The sequence below is a fragment of the Variovorax sp. YR566 genome (assembly GCF_051992195.1).
Taxonomy (GTDB): domain Bacteria; phylum Pseudomonadota; class Gammaproteobacteria; order Burkholderiales; family Burkholderiaceae_C; genus Variovorax.
This window is the reverse complement of sequence record NZ_CP197092.1, coordinates 671,265-690,836: the sequence shown is the minus strand read 5'-3', so window position 1 is coordinate 690,836 and position 19,572 is coordinate 671,265. Positions and strand designations below refer to the sequence as shown.

16 protein-coding genes are annotated in these 19,572 nt (G+C 67.0%); 13 read left to right on the top strand and 3 right to left on the bottom strand.

Annotation, left to right across the window (positions count from 1 at the left end; genetic code table 11):
* Nucleotides 1-179: 179 nt before the first annotated feature.
* The 12 genes from ACTG4X_RS03285 to ACTG4X_RS03230 all read left to right on the top strand — a co-directional run bounded on the left by ACTG4X_RS03285 (nt 180) and on the right by ACTG4X_RS03230 (nt 15,833).
* On the top strand, nt 180-1,226 hold the full coding sequence (locus ACTG4X_RS03285) for a substrate-binding domain-containing protein (protein ID WP_093076861.1): 1,047 nt from the start codon (nt 180-182) through the stop codon (nt 1,224-1,226).
* Entirely contained in the window at nt 1,223-2,746 is a 1,524-nt protein-coding gene (locus ACTG4X_RS03280; protein ID WP_097200524.1) for a sugar ABC transporter ATP-binding protein, read from the top strand. The genes ACTG4X_RS03285 and ACTG4X_RS03280 overlap by 4 nt, the downstream gene beginning before the upstream one ends.
* A complete protein-coding gene (locus ACTG4X_RS03275) occupies nt 2,743-3,777 on the top strand; it encodes an ABC transporter permease (protein ID WP_093053814.1) in 1,035 nt (344 codons plus the stop codon). The genes ACTG4X_RS03280 and ACTG4X_RS03275 overlap by 4 nt, the downstream gene beginning before the upstream one ends.
* 14 nt (nt 3,778-3,791) lie before the next feature.
* Nucleotides 3,792-4,772 carry an aldo/keto reductase gene (locus ACTG4X_RS03270; protein WP_440534353.1) on the top strand — a complete coding sequence of 327 codons (981 nt, stop codon included), beginning with the start codon at nt 3,792-3,794 and terminating at the stop codon, nt 4,770-4,772.
* Between the two features lie 46 nt (nt 4,773-4,818).
* The gene (locus ACTG4X_RS03265; RefSeq protein WP_093053811.1) at nt 4,819-5,670 is read left to right on the top strand and encodes a class I fructose-bisphosphate aldolase; all 852 of its coding nucleotides are present in this window, start codon (nt 4,819-4,821) and stop codon (nt 5,668-5,670) included.
* 190 nt (nt 5,671-5,860) lie between these two features.
* Complete coding sequence (locus ACTG4X_RS03260) at nt 5,861-10,570, top strand: Ig-like domain-containing protein (RefSeq protein ID WP_440533204.1); 4,710 nt, start codon at nt 5,861-5,863, stop codon at nt 10,568-10,570.
* A gap of 153 nt (nt 10,571-10,723) precedes the next feature.
* On the top strand, nt 10,724-10,963 hold the full coding sequence (atpE, locus tag ACTG4X_RS03255; RefSeq protein WP_012745530.1) for a F0F1 ATP synthase subunit C: 240 nt from the start codon (nt 10,724-10,726) through the stop codon (nt 10,961-10,963).
* A gap of 155 nt (nt 10,964-11,118) precedes the next feature.
* Nucleotides 11,119-12,324: an ABC transporter substrate-binding protein gene (locus ACTG4X_RS03250; RefSeq protein ID WP_440533203.1), complete on the top strand. Its 1,206-nt coding sequence runs from the start codon at nt 11,119-11,121 to the stop codon at nt 12,322-12,324.
* Between the two features lie 128 nt (nt 12,325-12,452).
* Nucleotides 12,453-13,373, top strand: a complete 921-nt coding sequence (locus ACTG4X_RS03245) for a branched-chain amino acid ABC transporter permease (RefSeq protein ID WP_093053802.1) — start codon at nt 12,453-12,455, stop codon at nt 13,371-13,373.
* Complete coding sequence (locus tag ACTG4X_RS03240; protein WP_097200529.1) at nt 13,370-14,353, top strand: branched-chain amino acid ABC transporter permease; 984 nt, start codon at nt 13,370-13,372, stop codon at nt 14,351-14,353. The genes ACTG4X_RS03245 and ACTG4X_RS03240 overlap by 4 nt, the downstream gene beginning before the upstream one ends.
* The gene (locus ACTG4X_RS03235; protein WP_440533202.1) at nt 14,350-15,105 is read left to right on the top strand and encodes an ABC transporter ATP-binding protein; all 756 of its coding nucleotides are present in this window, start codon (nt 14,350-14,352) and stop codon (nt 15,103-15,105) included. The genes ACTG4X_RS03240 and ACTG4X_RS03235 overlap by 4 nt, the downstream gene beginning before the upstream one ends.
* The gene (locus ACTG4X_RS03230) at nt 15,102-15,833 is read left to right on the top strand and encodes an ABC transporter ATP-binding protein (RefSeq protein WP_093053793.1); all 732 of its coding nucleotides are present in this window, start codon (nt 15,102-15,104) and stop codon (nt 15,831-15,833) included. Before ACTG4X_RS03235 ends, ACTG4X_RS03230 begins: the two co-directional genes overlap by 4 nt.
* Nucleotides 15,834-15,888: 55 nt before the next feature.
* Here the strand turns inward: ACTG4X_RS03230 and ACTG4X_RS03225 are convergent, their stop codons facing one another.
* Nucleotides 15,889-16,500 carry a methyltransferase type 12 gene (locus tag ACTG4X_RS03225; RefSeq protein ID WP_440533201.1) on the bottom strand — a complete coding sequence of 204 codons (612 nt, stop codon included), beginning with the start codon at nt 16,498-16,500 and terminating at the stop codon, nt 15,889-15,891.
* An 89-nt stretch (nt 16,501-16,589) separates the two neighbouring features.
* Nucleotides 16,590-17,801 (bottom strand): multidrug effflux MFS transporter, encoded by a 1,212-nt coding sequence (locus tag ACTG4X_RS03220; protein WP_440533200.1) that lies wholly within the window; start codon nt 17,799-17,801, stop codon nt 16,590-16,592.
* 79 nt (nt 17,802-17,880) lie between these two features.
* Between ACTG4X_RS03220 and ACTG4X_RS03215 the strand changes: the two genes are divergently transcribed.
* A complete protein-coding gene (locus ACTG4X_RS03215) occupies nt 17,881-18,831 on the top strand; it encodes an AraC family transcriptional regulator (RefSeq protein ID WP_093053784.1) in 951 nt (316 codons plus the stop codon).
* Here the strand turns inward: ACTG4X_RS03215 and ACTG4X_RS03210 are convergent.
* A complete protein-coding gene (locus tag ACTG4X_RS03210) occupies nt 18,815-19,528 on the bottom strand; it encodes an SDR family oxidoreductase (protein WP_097200534.1) in 714 nt (237 codons plus the stop codon). The two genes, ACTG4X_RS03215 and ACTG4X_RS03210, sit on opposite strands and share 17 nt — an antisense overlap.
* Nucleotides 19,529-19,572 lie beyond the last annotated feature (44 nt).

The following is a 19,572-nucleotide window of genomic DNA, read 5'->3' as shown; positions in this document are numbered from 1 at the left end:
CATAACAGCTTCGGCGGAATAAAAGCGCGTTGCCAGTAGCGTTTCCCCTAGTTATCCCGTCAAACGGGCAGCGCGTACATTCTAGCCTGTCATAACAACTGTCGTGACGCAGAGGATCAAAGCGCTGCCCTGAAAAGCAGCATCGCAAGCTGAGCCCACCCAACGTGAGGAGACAAAAAATGAGGCGTAATTTCCTGAAGTCCGCCGCCGCAGCCGGCATCGGCCTGGCCGGCGCCAGCGCATTCGCGCAGCAGCAGGCCGCGGCACCCGCCGCGGGCGGCGGACTGCGCGGCAACCCCAGCGACGTCTACGTGATGAACGTGATGGTGTCGGGGGTCGAGTACTGGTTTCCGGTCTACGAAATGATGAAGCAGCTCGGCCGCACGCTGGGCGTTCGCACCCGCTACACCGGCACGCCGGAGTACGACGTGAACAAGCAGCTCGCGTCCTTCGAGCAGGAGCTGGCGCGCAAGCCCGCCGGCATCCTGCTGCACCCGATGAACCCCGACCCGTTCATCGAGCCGATCAACCGTGCGGCGGCGATGGGCATCCCGGTCGTCACCTTCGCGGCCGACTCGCCGAACTCCAAGCGCACCTCTTTCATCACGTCCGACAACGACCGCGAAGGCACGCAGGCCGCTGACGCCATCGCCGCATCGCTGGGCGGCAAGGGCGAATACGCCGTGCTGGAGAACCCGGGCCAGGACAACCACGACCGCCGCATCGCCGCCTTCGTCAACCGCATGAAGGCCAAGCACCCGGGCATGAAGCTGGTCGGCCGCGCCGCCAGCAACCAGGACCCGAACAAGGCCTACCAGGCGGTGCTGAGCCTGGCGCAAGCCAACCCGAACCTGGGTGCCCTCTTCATGCCCGAGGCCAACTCGGCGCTCGGCGCGGCGCAGGCCAAGGTCGAGACCAAGAAGAACATCAAGGTGATGTGCTGCGACGTGAACGCCAAGATCCTCGACATGATCAAGTCGGGCGACGTGTTCGGTGCCATCAACCCGAACCAGGGCATGCAGGGCTACATGGGCATGATGATGCTGTTCCTTGCGAAGAACCCGACACTCATCGACCCGATGAACGACGCCAAGCGCAACGGCACCAACCCGATGGCCGTGCCCTTCCTGGACAACGGCCTTGCCGTGGTCAGCAAGGCCAACGCCGACGACTTCTACTGGGACAAGTACCTCGCCCGCCGCGGCACCAAGGGAATCGGCGAGTGAACGCAGTGAGCGCATTGCTCGAACTGAAGGGGATCAGCAAGCGCTTCGGCGCTTCGCGTGCGCTCTCGGGCGTGGACTTCTCGCTGCACCGCGGCGAAATCCACGCCTTGTGCGGCGAGAACGGCGCGGGCAAGTCCACGCTGATGAACATCATCGACGGCATCCACCAGCCCGACGAAGGCACGATCTCGCTCGACGGCCAGCAGGTGGTCATCGACGGCCCGGCGCACGCCATGCGCCTGGGCATCGGCCTGGTGCACCAGGAGATCGCCCTGTGCGGCGACGCCACCGTGGCCGAGAACATCTTCATGCCGGAGATCAACGCCGGCAAAACCGCGTGGATGAACTACGCGAGCCTCAACGAGCGCGCCGCCAAGGTGCTGCAGCGGCTGGGGCAGGACATCGATCCTTCCGCGCTGGTGAAGGACCTGAGCATTTCCACGCAGCAGCTCATCGAGATCGCCAAGGCGCTCACGCTGGACTGCAAGGTGCTGATCCTCGACGAACCGACGGCCGCGCTGACCGACAACGAATCGGCCGCTCTCTTCAGGGTGCTGCACGACCTCAAGACGCAGGGCATCGGCATCATCTACATCAGCCACCGCATGGCCGAGATCTTTGCGCACGGCGACCGCGTCACCGTGCTGCGCGACGGACGCGACGTGCACAGCGGCCCGCTCGCCGAACTGAACGCCGACGACCTGGTGCGCCGCATGGTCGGGCGCGACCTGGGCAACTACTACCCGCCGAAGCAGGAAGACAGCAGCTCAAACGAACACGTGCTCGAAGTGAGCGACATCGCCGACGGCGAGCGCGTGCACGGCGTGTCCTTCACGCTGAAGCGCGGCGAGATCCTCGGCATTGCGGGCCTGATGGGCGCCGGCCGCAGCGAGCTCGCCGAAACCGTGTGCGGCCTGCGCCCCGCGCGGCGCGGCACCGTGCGCCTGCGCGGCAAGCAGCTCACGATCCGCAAGTACAGCGACGCATTGCGCGAAGGCATCGCCTACCTCAGCGAAGACCGCAAGGCAGCCGGTGTGTACCTCGACCTGCCCATTGCGCAGAACATCGCATCGATGGCGCTCAAGCGCGTCAGCTCGCGCTTCGGCCTGCTTCAACGCTCGGCCGAACACAGGCTGGCCGTGGAGCTCGGCACCAAGCTCAAGCTGAAGTCCGACGGGGTTGACATCGACGTGGCGAGCCTGTCGGGCGGCAACCAGCAGAAGGTGGCCATCGCCAAGCTGCTGGCCACCAACCCCTCGGTGCTGCTGATGGACGAGCCCACGCGCGGCGTGGACGTGGGCGCCAAGTCGGAGATCCATCACATCCTGCGCGAGCTGGCCAACCAGGGCGTGGGCGTGATCGTGATCTCTTCGGAGCTGCCCGAGGTCATCGGGCTGTGCGACCGCGCGCTGGTGATACGCGACGGCCGGCTGGCCGGCGAAGTGCAAGACAACGAAATGACGGAAGAGGCGCTGCTGCGGCTGGCCTCCGGACTTTGCGAAGAGGAAACGACAGCATGAACTACCCGGCACAACTCGATGCGGGGGCCGCCCCAGGCCTCCAGCCGCGACCACAGACTGGAGGAGGAGGCCCCGTGAAACCCGCCAGCAAACTCGGCAGCATGCGCGAAATGGGCTTGCTGCTCATCATCGCGGCGCTGTGCGTGGGCATGAGCTTCGCGTCGCCCTACTTCCTCACGTGGGACAACGTGCGCGCGATGCTGCTGTCGTTCTCCATCGAGGGCATCGTGGTGGTGGGCATGACGATCCTGCTGATCGTCGGCGGCATCGACCTGTCGGTGGGCTCGGTCGTGTGCTTCGCGATGGTGGTCACCGGCAAGCTCTTTCTCATGGGCTTCGACCCGTGGACGGCGGGGCTGGTGGCCATCGGCGCGAGCGCGCTGATCGGCGCGATGATCGGCGGCTGCGTCACGCGCATCGGCCTGAACCACTTCATCGCCTCGCTGGCCTTCATGGTGATCGTGCGCGGCCTGTGCCTGGCGCTCACGCAGGGCACGCCGCAGTCGCTGTTCTCGCTGCCGGCCGAGTTCAAGTTCATCGGCCAGGGCACGCTGTTCGGCATTCCGGCCGTGATCCTGATCTTCCTGGCGATCGTGGTGGCAAGCGACTTCGTGCTGCGCCGCTCCACCTTGCTGCGCCGCGTGTTCTACACGGGCAGCAACGAGAAGGCCGCGCTGTACTCGGGCATTCGCGTGGGCAACGTGAAGTTCTGGGTCACGGTGCTGTGCTCTGCCTCCGCGGGTCTTGCCGGCGTGATCTACACGGCCCGCTTCGGCGCCGCCACGCCGACCTTCGGCATGGGCATGGAGCTCAACGTGATCGCCGCCGCGGTGATCGGCGGTGCCAGCCTCAAGGGCGGCTCGGGCACGGTGCTGGGCGCGGTGCTCGGCCTGGCACTGCTGTCGGTGGTGACCAGCTCGCTGATCCTGCTCGACGTGTCGCCTTACTGGCAGGACGTGATCAAGGGCCTCATCCTGCTCGCGGCCGTGACCATCGACCACCTCATGAACACGAGAAAGACCAAGCGATGAACAACGCATCGACCATGAAGAAGACCACGCTCGGCCCCTCGGGCATCGAATGCTCGGCCATCGGCCTGGGCACCTGGGCCATGGGCGGCTGGATGTGGGGCGGTGGGGACAACGCGGCCGCCGTGCTGGCCATACAGGCCTCGCTCGACGCGGGCGTGAACCTGATCGACACCGCGCCGGCCTACGGCCTCGGGCGCTCCGAGAGCATCGTCGGCACCGCACTGAAGGGCCGCCGCCACGAAGCCGTGATCGCCACCAAGTGCGGGCTGGTGTGGCACACGCAAAAGGGAACGCACTTCTTTGAAGAAGACGGCCACCCGGTGTACCGCTACCTCGGGCGCGAGTCGATCATTCACGAAGCGGAAGAAAGCCTGAAGCGCCTGCAGACCGACTACATCGACCTCTACATCACGCACTGGCAGGACAGCACCACGCCGGTCGAGGAGACGATGAGCACGCTGCTCGAACTCAAGAAGCAGGGAAAGATCCGCGCCATCGGTGTGAGCAACGTGAGCCCCGATACGCTCGCCGAGTACCTGCGCTACGGCCCGGTCGACGCGGCGCAGGAGCGCTACAGCCTGATCGACCGCGAGATCGAGCAGACGCTGGTGCCGCTGTGCAGCGAGAACAACGTGGCGGTGCTGGGCTACTCGTCGCTGGCGCTCGGCCTGCTCGCCGGCCCCATCGACCCCGAGCGCAAGTTCAACGGCGACGACCAGCGCGCGAGCAACCCGCGCTTCAGCGCCGGGAACCGCGGAAAGCTCAAGGCCTTCTTCGAAGAGATCGAGCCGCTGCGCAAGCAGCTCGAATGCTCGTTCGGCCAACTGATGATCGCGTGGACGCTGGCGCGCGGCAGCGTCTCTGTGGCGCTGTGCGGCGCGCGCGTCAGCAAGCAGGCCGTCGAGAACGCGGGCGCCGGCTCGGTGCACCTGCGCGACGACGCGCTGCAGCTCATCGACACGGCGGCCAGCAGGCATCTGCTCGCGCTGGCCTGAACCGTCTTTTCTGTCCCACAACCAAACAAGCAAGGATTTCTTTCGTATGTCGAAGGACAAGACCGCACGCCTGAACCGGCTGCTGAACAACGGGCGCTGCCTGGACATCGCGCTCGACCATGGCGTGTGCAACGAGCCCTCGTTCCTCAACGGGCTCGAGGACATGCCGGCGGTGATCGACAAGCTTGTCGCCGCCGGCCCCGACGCGATCCAGCTCAACTACGGCCAGGCCGATCTGCTGCAGGACCGCCCCGGCCGTGACAAGCCCGCGCTGGTGCAGCGCATCGATATGGGCAACCCCTACAACGCCACCGCGCACCGCGTGATGTGGGCCGTGCTGCAGAACGAGCATGACCCGGTGCTGCCTGCCGTGCAGCGCGACGCCGCCTGCGTGGTCGTCAACCTGTTCATGCTGCCCGACGAGCCCGACCTGTTCCGCCAGTGCGTGCAGAACATCGCGCGCGTGCGCGCCGACTGCGACCGCTACGGCATGCCGCTGATGATCGAGCCGCTGGTGATGCAGTCGCCCACGCCCGGCAGCCGCTACATGGTCGACGGCGACGCCGAGAAGATCGTCACGCTGGTGCGCCTGGCGCGCGAGATGGGCGCCGACATCGTCAAGGCCGACCCGACCAGCGACCCGGCCGACTTCCACCGCGTGGTGCAGGCCGCGCGCTGCCCCGTGCTCGTGCGCGGCGGCGGGCGCGAAGACCTGCAGCAGGTGTTCGCGCGCTCGCGCGTGCTGATGGACGAAGGCGCCGTCGGCATGGTGTACGGGCGCAATGTGTACCAGCACGCCAATCCGTCGGCGGTGGTCGATGCGCTGATGGCCATGATCCACCGCGGCGCGAGCGCCAAGGAGGCGTGGGACATCTATGAATCGGGCGGCGTGAAATGAGCTGACGCCACCCGACCAAGGAGAGAGCGAGAGAGGGAAGAAGAGGAAGCAAAGGCTGTACGGCGGGCGACGCATGCGTCGCCCGCCGGGGTGCGTCCTGCGCGCGAGCTTTTGCCAGAAGAAAAAAGACGGAGCGAGTTGGCCGAGAAAAAGGGTTCCCCTGCGGACTTCAAACAACCTGGAGGCAACGATGAAAATCCGGTATTACTTGATGGCGTTCCTGCTGCCGTTCGTCACGCTGCTGACGCACGCGGCAATCACCGGGGTCAGTCCGATGACGACCCTGAACAACATGGCGGCAGCGGTTTCCGCGGCCGTCGCCGACCCGCTCCCGCTGCAGGGGCCGGGCCTGGGTAATCTCACCTACACGTCGGCCGAGCTGTTCAAGCCGGTGTCGATGATCACCAGCCCCGCGCACCCGCTCGATCCGGCGCACAGCAGCGCCTACGAATCGCGCGAGGTTCCCGCCACCTACCCGGGCCGCAAGGACTACGGCATGAACGCGGGCATCATGGTCAACGGCTACTTCCTCACCTCCTTCGCGCCGGACAGCGGCCTGGGCCCGGGCGGCTTCCTGCTGTACGACGTGTCGAACCCGCGCCAGATCCAGCTGGTCAAGAAGATCTACGAACCCGAGGCCCGCACCAAGGAGTTCCGCGAAACGCACTCCTTCGGCACCGCGAAGATCGGCGGCAAGACGTACGTGGTGCTGCCCAGCATCAACGGCGTCGAGTTCTGGGACTTCACCGACGTCAACGACATCAAGCAGGTGAAGAAGCTGGCGCTGCCCGGCGTCAATGGCGGCGACTACGAGAACGTGGCCTGGCAGCTCTGGTGGCAGGCACCCTACCTGTACGTGGCGTCGGCGGGCCGGGGCATCTTCATCGTCGATGCCGGGGACCCCGCGAACGCCGTGATCGCGAACCGCGGCGCCGGCAAGCCCAACCCGGTGCCCACCGGCGAGCTCGGCGGTTTCCGCATCGGCCCGATCTTCACGATGGGCAACCACATGGTGCTGACCGCGATGGAAAGCAACGGCGGTTTCGCGAGCCTGGACATCTCCGATCCGCTCAACCCCAAGGTGCTCGATTCCATCGTGGGCACCACGCCGTTCTACTACGCGACCTGCTTCGACGGCAGGAACCTGCATGCCTCCGCGCGCAACAGCGGCGCCAAGATGTACAGCTACGACCTGAGCGACCGCTCGCACTTCGTGGCCGAGGACAACCGGCTCGTCATCGACGAACAGCTGTACTGCGCCACGCAGGACAACTACGTCATCCAGGGCGCGCAAACGCGCATCCACAAGGTCGACGTGAGCAATCCGCTCAACCACGTGGAGGTGGGCCGAGGCAGCATCCTGCGCGAGGACGACCCGAACTTCACGCATTCGGACAACGGCCAGGTCGCGATGTTCGGCAATCTCGTCTTCGTGGGCAACGACCATGGCTCGGGCAGCGGCTTCGTCGTGCACTCGGTGGACCCCGACACCACGAAGCCCGAGGTCAAGCAGGTCTCGCCCGCCAACGGAGCGAAGCAGCAGGCGCTGACATCGCGCATCGGCCTGGGCATGACGGACAACATCCGGCCCGAGAGCGTGAACTCCAACACCTTCATCGTGCGCCCTGTCGGCGGCAACACGCTGGCCGGCACCTACAGCGTGCAACTGGGCATCATCAACTTCCACCCCGACCAGCCGCTCTCGCCCGGCACCAGCTATGAAGTGTTCCTGCCGGCCAACGGCGTGAAGGACTATGCGGGCAACGCCATCGGCGCGGACTACAAGTCGACGTTCAACACCGGCAACGCGACCGACATCAACCTGATGCACTACTGGACGCTGGCGGGCAACCTCTCCGACCAGATCGGCGCCAACAACGGCACGCCGGCCGGCGGCGACGCGTTCGAAAGCATCGGCATGAACTTCGCGAACCGCACCACCGGTGTGCCACTGAAGAACGACAGCGTGGCCACCGTGCTCGGCGGCACCGCGTCGCTGAGCTTCTACATGAAGACCACGCAGGCGGGCGGACCCAACTCGTGGACCGCGCCCGGCATCTTCGGGCGCGACCAGTCCGGCGGCGCGGACGACGTGTTCTGGGGCTGGCTCGACAACGGCGGGCGCATCAAGCTGTCGATCGGCAACGATGCGGGCACCACCTCCACCGCAGCGGTGAACGACGGCGGCTGGCACCACGTCGTGATGACGCGCGACGCGGCCTCGGGTGCGCAGGCCGTGTACGTCGATGGGGTGAAGACCACATCCACCGGCCCCACCGGCAACAAGGGCCTGTCGAACAAGTTCAACCTGCTGGGCCAGATCCAGGGCAATGCGGCGCTCTTCAAGGGCACGCTGGCGGAGGTTCGCGTCTACGGCCGCGTGCTCAACGACAGCGAGGTGAGCACGCTGCGCGGCCAGGCCATCATCGGCGACCCCGGCATCGGCGGCGGACCGAAGATCGTCAACGGCCAGCTGGTGTTCAACCCGGCCACGCTGGGCAGCAGCGGCGCGCAGTTCCGCTGGAACTTCGGCGACGGCACGCAGACGGCCTATTCGAGCCAGCCGAACTACACCTACACCTACACGCGCCCCGGCCACTTCACGGTGACGCTGACGGTGAAGGACAGCAGCGGCCGCGAGACCTTCTACACCTACAACCTCACGGTGATCGTTCCGACCACGGCGCGGGCGCCCACGCACACCACCAACATCGCAGGCGACGCGAACTCGGTGTATTCGGTCAACCCCGACAGCGGCACGGTCGCCGCGATCAACGCGCAGACCCTGGCCAAGCTCTGGGAGACCCGCGTAGGCGATGAGCCGAAGACGCTGGCAGTCGGCCCCGACGGACGCATCTGGGTCACGGTGCAGGGCGAGGACAAGCTGGTTGCGCTCAACGCGGCAGACGGCGCCATCTCCGCCACCGTGGCGCTTGCCTACGGCAGCGGCCCCTACGGCGTGGCCTTCACGCCCGATGGCGCGAAGGGCCTGCTGACGCTGGAGAGCAAGTCGGTGCTGATGAGCTTCGACCCGAGCAACGGCGCCACAACCGGTGCGGTCGCGCTCGATGGCGCGCTGCGCGGCATTGCCGTCAACTCCGACTCGCAGGTGGCCTACGTCACGCGCTTCAAGTCGAAGATGACGGGCGGCCAGCTGCACAGGGTGAACCTGCAGAGCATGAGCGCCATGACCACCATCGCGCTGCCGGTGGACACCACCACGGTGGACACCGAGAGCCGTGCGCGCGGCGTGGCCAACTACCTGAGCCAGGTCGTGATCTCGCCGGACGGCAAGCGGGCGGTGCTGCCTTCGAAGAAGGACAACATCGTGCGCGGCAAGTTCAGGGACGGAAACAACCTGGTGCACGACCAGACGGTGCGCTCCATCCTGTCGCAGGTCGACCTGCAGGCGGCGGCGGAGAAGTTCGACGAGCAGATCGACTTCGACGACCGCGCACCGGCGCGCGCCGCGCTGTTCTCCGCCTCGGGTGACTACCTGTTCGTTGCGCAGATGGAAGGTAACCGCGTCGCCATCGTCGATCCGTACAGCCGCTCGGTGCGCGGCGAGATCAACGCCAGCAGCGCGCCGCACGGCCTGTACCTGGACTCGGCGCGCAAGCGGCTGTTCGTCAACAACTTCCTGGCGCGCTCGGTGTCGGTGCACGACGTGGCCTCGGTGCTGAGTTCGGAGACCAATGCCCCGACCTTCCTGCAGAACGTGTCGACGGTGGCGCAGGAGCCGATGGCGGCCGCGGCGCTGCGCGGCAAGCAGGTGTTCTACAACGCCTCCGACCGACGCATGAGCAAGGACAACTACATCTCCTGCGCGAGCTGCCATGCGGACGGCGGCGACGACGGCATGGTGTGGGACTTCACCCAGCGCGGCGAGGGCCTGCGCCGCACCATCAGCCTGCAGGGCCGGCGCGGCATAGGCCACGGCAAGCTGCACTGGACGGCCAACTTCGACGAAGTGCAGGACTTCGAGAACGACATCCGCAACGAGTTCGGCGGCACCGGCTTCCTGACGAATGCGGACTTCGCGGCCACCTCCGACCCGCTGGGCGCGCCCAAGGCCGGCAAGAACGCGCAGCTCGACGACCTGGCGGCCTACCTGGGCTCGCTGAGCAAGTTCATGCGCAGCCCGGCGCGCAACGCGGACGGCAGCCTGAGCGTGGATGCGACGCGCGGCCAGACGCTGTTCAGCTCGGCGCAGTGCGTGACCTGTCACTCGGGCGGCACCTTCCGCGACGGCCTGCGGCACGACGTGGGCACGATCCAGGCATCGTCGGGCAAGGGCATGAACCAGCCGCTGGCGGGCGTGGGCTTCGACACGCCGACGCTGTCGGGCACGTGGAACACCACGGCGTTCTTCCACAACGGCCAGGCGGCCACGCTGCAGGACGTGCTCACCAGCGGCCACGGCAACGCCAACAGCCTGCCGGGGGCCGACCAGGTGGCGATCCGCGAGTACGTGCGCTCGCTCGACACGGCTCCGGCCGTCGTCGCGCGCATCCGCTCCGACCTGAACCCCACGATGTGCGTGAACATCAAGGGCGCGGCGACCACCAGCGGCACGACCGCCGTGCAATGGCCGTGCGGCAACGCCGGCAACGAGAAGTTCACGGTGAACAGCCTCACGGGCGGCTACGTGCAGTTCGTCGCAGAGCACAGCGGCCTGTGCCTGGCGCAGAACGGCACCGCGACGACGAATGCGCCTGTGGTGCAGCTGGCGTGCACCGCCGGCGACACGACGCAATGGAGCCTGGTCGGCGGGACGGTTCGCAACCGCGCATCGGGTTCATGCCTCGATGTGCCGAACGGTTCGACGACGCAGGACACGGCGCTCATCACGTGGACCTGCAACGGCGGCAACAACCAGAACTGGACCCAGTTGCCCTGAGGCTCTGACGCTCCCCTGAAAGCCGGCCGCTTCTTGCGGCCGGCTTTTTTTCGTGCAGCCCATGACCTCCCACGTCATGGACCGTGCGCACCCTCTCTGGGAAAGTACCTCCATCGAATCAATCGATCAATCAACCAACCAGGAGAAAACACCATGACCGGCTTCAACATCCTTCCCCTCGCAGTCGCCCTGCTGATCGGCGTCGCGGCCCTCGGCTCCTGCCTCGGCATCGGACTGGTCGGCCAGAAGTTCCTGGAGAGCACCGCGCGCCAGCCCGAGCTGGTCGACACGCTGCAGACCAAGTTCTTCCTGGTGGCGGGCGTGACCGACGGAGCCTTCATCATCGCCACCGGCATCGGCCTCTGGTTTGCCACCGCCAACCCCTTCGGCTGAGCAGGAACGAGACGGCGCACTGGCACCATTCGTGCTAGCACTGTTGACACCGAATTGTTTACAGTTAAAGTATTTAGCTATCAACGGTTTGATGTCGCCGGTGCCGCATGGGGCGGTACCGGTGCGTTGTTTCATCTTTCCCTGCCGGAGAACCCATGAGCCACCTGCCCCCGAAGTCGCCCGCGCTGCCGCGCACCCTGCTTTCGCTGCTGCTGTGCGGCGCAGTCCTCGGTACCGCGGTGTCGGCCGCTGCCGCACCCGTCAAGGTGGGCCTGGCCCTCGACATCTCGGGGCCATTCGCGGCATTGGGCGCCGAGGCGCGCGACGGCTTCGCGCTGGGCATCAAGCAGCTGGGCGGTAAGCTCGGCGGGCAGGACGTCGAATTCGTGCAGGCCGACATGGCCGGCAGCCCCGACCAGGCCAAGCAGCTGGTCGACCGCATGATCCAGCGCGACAAGATCGATATCTTCAGCGGCCCCATCGGCTCCAACGTGGCGCTGGCCGTGGGCCCGACGCTGTTCAACGCCAAGGTGCCGTACCTCTCGGCCAACGCCGGCCCCAGCCAGTTCGCCGGCGCGCAGTGCAATGCCTACTTCTTCGGCACCGCCTACCAGAACGACCAGTTCCACGAGGCCGCCGGCAAGTTCGCGCAAGACCGCGCCTTCAAGAAGATCGTGCTGATCGCCCCCAACTACCCGGCCGGCAAGGATGCCCTTGGCGGCTTCAAGCGCCAGTTCAAGGGCCAGGTGGCTGACGAGCTCTACACCAAGCTGGGCCAGATCGACTACGCCGCCGAGCTCGCGCAGTTGCGCGCGGCCAAGCCCGACTCCATCTACTTCTTCCTGCCCGGCGCGATGGGCATCAACTTCATCAAGCAGTTCGTGGGCGCGGGCCTGTCGAAGGACATCACGCTCGTGACCAGCGGCTTCTCGGCCGACGAGGACGTGATCGGCGCCGTGGGTGACCCGATGCTCGGCCTGTTCAACACCTCGCACTGGGCGCACGACCTCGACAACGCCGCCAACAAGGCCTTCGTGGCCGCGTTCCGCAAGGAATACAACGGCCGCTACCCGTCGGTGTACGCCGCGCAGGCCTATGACGCGATCCTCGCGATGGACGCTGCCGTGAAGCAGTCCGGCGGCAACGCGCAGAACCGCGAAGCCGTGGTGGCCGCGCTGAAGAAGGCCAACTACGCATCGACGCGCGGCAACTTCAAGTACGCGAACAACCACTTTCCCATCGAGAACTTCTACCTGCGCGTGATCGGCAAGGATGCGCAGGGCAAGGTCACGAACAAGCTGATCAACACGGTTCTCACGAACTACGGCGACAGCTACGCAGACAAGTGCCCCCTGAAATAGGCTCGCCCCCAGGCTTCGCGCACTTCGTGTCGCTTCTCCTTCCCCCTATCGGGGGCAACACCTGAGGCCCGGCGAAGCCGGTTCCTCGGTGTTCCTCGAATGAAAACGCGAGCAATCCTTGTGATCCTATGAGTGGAATTCTTGTTCTCGAGCAGCTGCTCAACGGCCTCGGCTACGGGCTGATGCTGTTCCTGCTGGCTGCGGGGCTCACGCTGGTGTTCGGCATCATGGACGTGCTGAACCTCGCGCATGGCTCGCTCTTCATGGCCGGCGCATACGTGGCGGCCGAGGCGCACACGCGCACCGGCTCGTTCGCGGCGGCCATCGTCATCGCGGTGGCGGTCACCGTGGTGGTGGCGCTGCTGCTCGAAGCGCTGCTGATGCGCCGCCTCTACACACGCGACCACCTCGCGCAGGTGCTGGCCACCTTCGGCGTGATCCTGGTCGCCGACGACATCGTGACGATGGCCTGGGGCCCGTCGCCGGTGATGGCGCCGACGCCGGCCGCGCTCTCGGGGCCGGTCGAACTGATGGACGGCCTGCCCTACCCGGCCTATCGCCTCGTCATCCTCGTCGGTGGCCTGCTGGTCGCGCTGGCGCTGTACCTGCTGGTGAACCACACGCGCATCGGCATGCGGGTGCGCGCGGGCGCCTCCGACCGGCCGATGGCCGAGCTGATGGGCGTGCGCGTGGGCCGCATCTTCAACGGCGTGTTCCTGCTCGGTGCGGCGCTGGCCGCGCTGGCGGGCGCGCTGATGGGCCCGATCGTCGCGGTGCAGGTCGGCATGGGCGAGGCCATCCTGATTCCGGCGCTCGTGGTGCTGGTGATCGGCGGCATCGGTTCGGTGCGCGGCGCGTTCGTGGCTGCACTGCTCGTGGGCGTGGTCGACACCGTGGGGCGTGCCTTCGTGCCGATGCTGCTGCGTGCCACGCTGCCCCCGGCTACTGCAGCCGACCTGGGGCCGCTGTTCGCCGAAGTCGCGATGTACGCGCTGATGGTGGTGGTCCTCATCTTCCGGCCCTCGGGCCTTTTCTCGGCACGCGCATGAAGTCCTCACGCTACATCGGCCTCGGGCTGCTCTTCGTGCTGCTCGCGGCGTTTCCGCTGGTCGCGCCCGTCTTCGGGCTCGAGTTCTACATCGGCTTCGTGCGGCGCGTGCTCATCGTGGCGCTGGCGGCCGCGAGCCTCAACTTCATCCTCGGCTTCGGCGGCATGGTGGCGCTGGGGCATGCGGGCTTCATCGGCGTGGGGGCGTACACGGTGGTCGCGCTCAGCGACGCGGGCGTGATGTCGGCGTGGGTGATGTGGCCGCTGGCCGTGCTCGTGGCCGGCCTCGTCGCGGCGCTGATCGGCACGGTGGCGCTGCGCACGCGCGGCGTGTACTTCATCATGACCACGCTGGCCTTCGCGCAGATGCTGTATTTCGTGGTGGTGTCGCTGCGCCGCTATGGCGGCGACGACGGCTACACGCTGATGTCGCGACCCACGCTGCTGCCGGGGCTGGACCTGGGCAACGAAGCCAACTTCTACTGGGTGGTGCTGGCGATCGTGGCGCTCGCGCTCTGGTGGCTGCACCGTGCGACGCAATCGCGCTTCGGCCATGCGCTGATGGGCATCCGCGACAACGAGACGCGCATGCGGGCGCTGGGCTATCCGGTGTTCCGGCTGCAGCTGGTGGCGTTCGCGATTGCAGGCGCCATCGCGGGGCTGGCCGGTGCGCTGCTCGCGGGCGGCAACGGATTCGTGAGTCCGGCGACGATGCACTGGACGCAGTCGGCCACGCTGCTGGTGATGGTCGTCATCGGCGGGCTGGGGCGCAGCTGGGGCGGGCCGGTGGGCGCTGTTGTCTGGCTGTTGCTCGAAGAGGCGTTGAAGCAGCACACGGAGCATTGGCATATGCCGCTGGGGTTGTTGCTGATCGCTGTTGCGTTGTGGGCACCCAAAGGGCTTGCCGCCCTCTACAAGCGCCGCTTGCCCCTCACCCCAACCCTCTCCCCAGAGGGGCGAGGGAGTAAGACGACACCATGAGCCTTTTCAGAATCGAAGGGTTGGTCAAGCGCTTCGGCGGACTGCTGGCGACCGACCATGTGAACCTCACCGTGGAGCGCGGCGAAGTGCATGCGCTGATCGGCCCGAACGGCGCGGGCAAGACCACGCTGGTGAACCTGATCACCGGCCTGCTGAAAGCCGATGCCGGGCGCATCCTGCTCGACGAAGCCGACATCACGAAGCTGAAGGACCACCAGCGCGTAGCCGCCGGCATGTCGCGCTGCTTCCAGGTGACGCGCGTGTTCCCCAAAGAAACCGTGCACGACAACCTGATGCTCGCGGCGCAAGCCCATGCGGGCACCAGCCTGCGCTTCATGGCGCCGCGCGCGAAGGAACGCGACCTCGTCGATCGCGCCATGGCGCTTGCGAACCGCGTCGGCCTCGGCAGCGAACGCGAGCGCATCGCGGGCACACTGCCGCACGGCGCGCAGCGCGCGCTCGACGTGGCGCTGGCGCTCGCGGCCGAGCCCAAGCTGCTGCTGCTCGACGAGCCGATGGCCGGCATGGGCCCGGACGAATCGGCGCGCATGGTGGAGCTGATCGAATCGCTGCGCGCATCGATGGCCATCCTGCTGATCGAGCACGACATGGACGCGGTGTTCCGCCTGGCCAACCGGCTCACCGTGCTGGTGCAGGGCAAGGTGCTGATGAGCGGCACAGCCGACGAAGTGCGGGGCCACCCCGACGTACAAGCCGTCTACCTCGGCACGGAAGCGGAGGGCCACTCATGAGCACGGCCAACACATTGCTCGAAGCGAAATCCATCGAAGCCGGCTACGGTGCCAGCCAGGTGCTGTTCGGCATCGACCTCGACATCCGCCCCGGCGAAGTGCTCGCACTGCTCGGGCGCAACGGCATGGGCAAGAGCACGCTGCTGAAGGTGCTGACCGGCACGCTTTCTCCGATGCGCGGCAGCGTGCACTTCGGCGGCGCGGCCATCGGCGGCCCGAACAAATCGATGCGGCCCGACGCCATCGCGCGGCGCGGCGTGGCCATCGTGCCCGAGGGGCGGCATGTGTTCCCGAACCTCAGCGTCGATGAGCACCTGCGCGCCTTTGCAAGACCGCGTCCGGGCAGCGCGCCGCGCTGGACGCTCGATGCGCTGTACGGCCTGTTCCCTCGCCTGTCGGAGCGCAAGGCCAATGCGGGCAACCAGCTCTCGGGCGGCGAGCAGCAGATGCTGGCCATCGCCCGTGCGCTGTCGACGCACCCGCGCCTGCTGATCCTCGACGAAGCCACCGAAGGCCTGGCCCCGGTGATCCGCGAGGAGATCTGGCACTGCATTGCCACGCTCAAGGCCGAAGGCGAGGCGATCCTGGTGGTCGACAAGTACGTGCAGCGCCTGCTGCCGCTGGCCAACCGCCACGTGATCCTCGAACGCGGGCGCGTGGTGTGGCAGGGCGACTCGGCCGCGCTCGACGCCGACCGGTCGCTGTGGACGCGCTACCTGGGCGTGTAGGGCCTCCGTTCGCCCCCTGGTTCGCGCGGCTTCACGGCGTTCACGGCGCCGCGTCTCATTGCGGACGAAGCGCGAGGAAGTAGACCCACGCTTCCTCGTTGCGGCCGGTGCGCTCCATCTCCCAGTGCGTGCGCAAGCCGGCCTCTTCAAGCTGCGCGGCGAACAGATCTTTCGCCCAGTACACGGTGTGACAGTCGCCATTCGTCTCGCCTTCGCCGACTCGCATGGAGACCAGGAAGGCACCGCCGGGCTCGAGTGCGTCGAAGACCTTGCGCAAGATCGGGCCGATCTGCGCGCGATCGACATGAATCAGCACGCACATCGCGAGGATGGCGTTGTAGGGCCCTCCCAGCGCACCCGTGATGACGTCGAGCAGTTCGCCCTTCTTGCCGCGCTCCGCCTGCAGATCGAGAAATGCCTGTGCCGCATCGGTGCGCCTGACGACCCCGCCCAGGGACTCGATGAAGTCGGCGTCCCGCCCCGGACCGGAGCCGATCTCGAGCACGGTGCCGCCGGCGGGCACGAACTGCATCATCCGCCGCATCGCGTCCGCGATTTCGGGCTGCAGCGGGTGTTCGGCCACGATCGCGTTGTACTCGCGGGCAGAACCTTCGTAGGACTGGACGGTGCGGTGCGATTTCTCCAGCGCCTGTGCGGAGATTTTCATGAGCAGCCTTTCCGGCCCATCGGACATCCGGCGGGACCTGGATGGAAAGTCTAGGTTCAACGCGCCATCCGGCTCATGGGGAAAATCGCCTAGGCGCTGACCGGTGCCGTGGCGTGCGCGAGCCGCAGTGCGCGCATGGCCAGCACCAGCACGATGGCCGAGCAGCACGCGATGCCCGCCACCATCGGCAGCGGCGTGCCATTGGCGAATGGCGACACCAGCGCGACCATCACCGCGCCGCCCGCGAAGTTCAGCGTGCCGAGCAGCGCCGAGGCGGTGCCGGCGCGCGCGGCATGCCCTTCCATCGCGACCACGAAGGCTGAAGGCACGATCACGCCATTGAGCCCGTAGACGGCCATCAGCAGGCCGACCAGCACGCCGAGCCGGTCGACGCCCGCCAGCGTCAGCACGAGCAGCAGCCCGGTGACGGCGGCATGCGCGATGACCGCCGTACGCAGCACGCGCCGGATGCCGAAGCGCGCGGCGAGCCGCCCGTTGAACTGCGACGCCGCGATCATCGACACCGCGTTCAACGCGAACAGCGCGGCGTACATGCGCGGCGAGATGCCGTAGTGCGTGCTCATCACGAACGACGAGTTCGCCACGTAGACGAAGAAGCCCGACAGCGTGAGCGAGGCCATGAAGGCCACGGCCAGGAAATTCCGGTCGCGCAGCAGCACGCCGTAGCTGGCCATTGCGCCGCGCAGGCTGCTTTGCGCACGCGCTGCCGGCGGCCGCGTCTCGGGCAACATCGCGGCCACCATTGCCATGGCCAGCACCGCGAGCGCGCCGATCACCCAGAACACCGCGCGCCAGCTGGCCGCCTCGGCCACGAAGCTGCCCACCAGCGGCGCGAGGATCGGCGACACGCTGTAGACCAGGATCAGCATCGACATCAGCCGCGCCGCCTCGGTGCCGGTGTGCAGGTCGCGCACCACGGCGCGCGGCGTGACCATGCTCGCGCAGGCGCCGAGCCCCTGCAGGAAGCGAAAGGCGATGAGCACGCCGATGTTCGGTGCGAGCGCGCAGCCGATGCTCGCGCCCGCGAACACGGCAAGGCCCACGTACATCGGCCGCTTGCGCCCGAACATGTCCGACAGCGGGCCTGCCACGAGCTGGCCCGCGCCGGTCGCAATGAAGAAGGCCATCAGGCTGGCTTGCACCGCGTGCGGGTCGGCGCCCAGCGCGTGGCCGATGGCGGGCAGCGCTGGCAGATACATGTCGATGGCGCAAGGTCCGATCGCGGTGAGCAGGCCCAGCACGATGGCGTAGCGGGAAAGTTGAGCGTTCGATGAGGACATGCGTCGATGGTCGCGCGTCAAGCTGGATGATTGAATAATCAACAGGCCGCTTTTCCTATTCATTCGTACAGAAGAAACCATGGACCCCTTGTCCGATGTGCTTTCGATGCTCACGGTGAGCAGCACGCTGTCTTCGCGCTTCGAGGCCCATGGCCGTTGGGCTTTTCGCTATCCGCACTACGACTCGCACATCAAGCTGGGTGGCGTGCTCACGGGCCGGATACGGCTCCAGATCGGAGACAAGAGCCCGTCGGTCCTGCTGGAGAAGGGCGACTTCTATCTGCTGACCAACGGCCAGCCTTTCACTTCTTCCAGCGATCCGCCGGGTCCGATGCAGGACGGCATGCAGATCAGCCGCGACCACCGCGGCCCCGACGGCGTGCTGCGCTACGACGGCCGTGGCGCGGGTGACGCCGAGGCAGTCACCATGGCGAGTGGTCGCTTCACGCTCGACACCGAAGCAGGCGAACTGCTGCTGCGCCACCTGCCGCCGCTGATCCACCTGCGGGCAAGCGACCCCGGCGCGCGGCCGCTCGTGGGACTGCTCGACCTGCTGGGCTGGGAAACCGCCGAGATGCGGCCGGGCGCATCGATTGCGCGCACGAATCTCGCCGCACTGGTGCTGGTGCAGGCGCTGCGTGTGTACCTGGCGAATGCGCCGCAGCCCGAAGGCTGGCTGGGCGCGATGGCCGATGCGCGCATCGGCGAGGCCTTGTCGCGCATGCATGGCGACATCGCGCAGCCGTGGACCGTCGAGAGTCTTGCGCAATCGGCGGGCATGTCGCGCACGGCGTTCGCGGTGCGCTTCAAGTCGCTGACGGGATCGACGCCGCTCGACTACCTGGGCGGCTGGCGCATGACGGTGGCGCGCAATGCGCTGCGGCATAGCGACGAAGCCATCGCGCGCATTGCCGAGCGCATCGGCTACCAGTCGGAGACTGCGTTCAGCGCTGCATTCAGGCGCATGGTGGGTGAAAGCCCCGGGCGCTTTCGCGTGCTGAGCCGCGGCAGCGTTACACAGAACGCGTGATGCCGCCGTCCACGCGCAGGTTCTGGCCGGTGATGTAGCCGGCGCCTTCCGAAGCGAGGAAGCCGATGACGGCCGCGATCTCGCTGCTCTTGCCGTAGCGGCCCATGGGAATGCGGCCGCGGAATTCGGCCTTCTCGGGCAGGCTGTCGATGAAGCCGGGCAGCACGTTGTTCATGCGCACGTTGTCGGCTGCGTACTTGTCGGCAAAGAGTTTGGTGAAGGCTGCGAGGCCCGCGCGGAACACGCCCGATGTGGGGAACACCGGGTCGGGCTCGAAGGCGGCGAATGTGGAAATGTTGATGATCGTGCCGCCGCCCTGCTTCACCATCAGCGGCGCAACGAGGCGCGCGGGGCGCACCGCGCTCAGCAGATAGACGTCCATGCCGCGGTGCCAGTCTTCGTCGGTGATGTCGAGGATGGGTGCGCGAGGGCCGTGGCCGGCGCTGTTGACCAGCACGTCGACGCGGCCCCACTGGGCGACGACCTTGTCGACGAGCCGCTTCAGGTCGTCGTTCGACTGGTTCGAGCCGGTCACGCCGATGCCACCCAGCTCGGCAGCCAGTGCCTCGCCCTTGCCCGACGACGAGAGGATGGCTACACGAAAGCCGTCGTCTGCGAGCTTGCGTGCTGCTGCGGCGCCCATGCCGCTGCCACCTGCGGTGACGATGGCTACTTTTTTCTGTTCTTCAGAAGACATCCGGGATTCCTTGGTTCATGCGGAGCCTGCATTTAGCCAAGGAA

Coding starts and splice junctions, on each gene's coding strand:
- ACTG4X_RS03240 (WP_097200529.1), top strand. CDS start 13,370: ATGAAGTCCTCACGCTACATCGGCCTCGGGCTGCTCTTCGTGCTGCTC.
- ACTG4X_RS03210 (WP_097200534.1), bottom strand. CDS start 19,528: ATGTCTTCTGAAGAACAGAAAAAAGTAGCCATCGTCACCGCAGGTGGC.
- ACTG4X_RS03235 (WP_440533202.1), top strand. CDS start 14,350: ATGAGCCTTTTCAGAATCGAAGGGTTGGTCAAGCGCTTCGGCGGACTG.
- ACTG4X_RS03215 (WP_093053784.1), top strand. CDS start 17,881: ATGGACCCCTTGTCCGATGTGCTTTCGATGCTCACGGTGAGCAGCACG.
- ACTG4X_RS03275 (WP_093053814.1), top strand. CDS start 2,743: ATGAACTACCCGGCACAACTCGATGCGGGGGCCGCCCCAGGCCTCCAG.
- ACTG4X_RS03285 (WP_093076861.1), top strand. CDS start 180: ATGAGGCGTAATTTCCTGAAGTCCGCCGCCGCAGCCGGCATCGGCCTG.
- ACTG4X_RS03265 (WP_093053811.1), top strand. CDS start 4,819: ATGTCGAAGGACAAGACCGCACGCCTGAACCGGCTGCTGAACAACGGG.
- ACTG4X_RS03225 (WP_440533201.1), bottom strand. CDS start 16,500: ATGAAAATCTCCGCACAGGCGCTGGAGAAATCGCACCGCACCGTCCAG.
- ACTG4X_RS03220 (WP_440533200.1), bottom strand. CDS start 17,801: ATGTCCTCATCGAACGCTCAACTTTCCCGCTACGCCATCGTGCTGGGC.
- ACTG4X_RS03245 (WP_093053802.1), top strand. CDS start 12,453: ATGAGTGGAATTCTTGTTCTCGAGCAGCTGCTCAACGGCCTCGGCTAC.
- atpE (WP_012745530.1), top strand. CDS start 10,724: ATGACCGGCTTCAACATCCTTCCCCTCGCAGTCGCCCTGCTGATCGGC.
- ACTG4X_RS03260 (WP_440533204.1), top strand. CDS start 5,861: ATGAAAATCCGGTATTACTTGATGGCGTTCCTGCTGCCGTTCGTCACG.
- ACTG4X_RS03250 (WP_440533203.1), top strand. CDS start 11,119: ATGAGCCACCTGCCCCCGAAGTCGCCCGCGCTGCCGCGCACCCTGCTT.
- ACTG4X_RS03270 (WP_440534353.1), top strand. CDS start 3,792: ATGAAGAAGACCACGCTCGGCCCCTCGGGCATCGAATGCTCGGCCATC.
- ACTG4X_RS03230 (WP_093053793.1), top strand. CDS start 15,102: ATGAGCACGGCCAACACATTGCTCGAAGCGAAATCCATCGAAGCCGGC.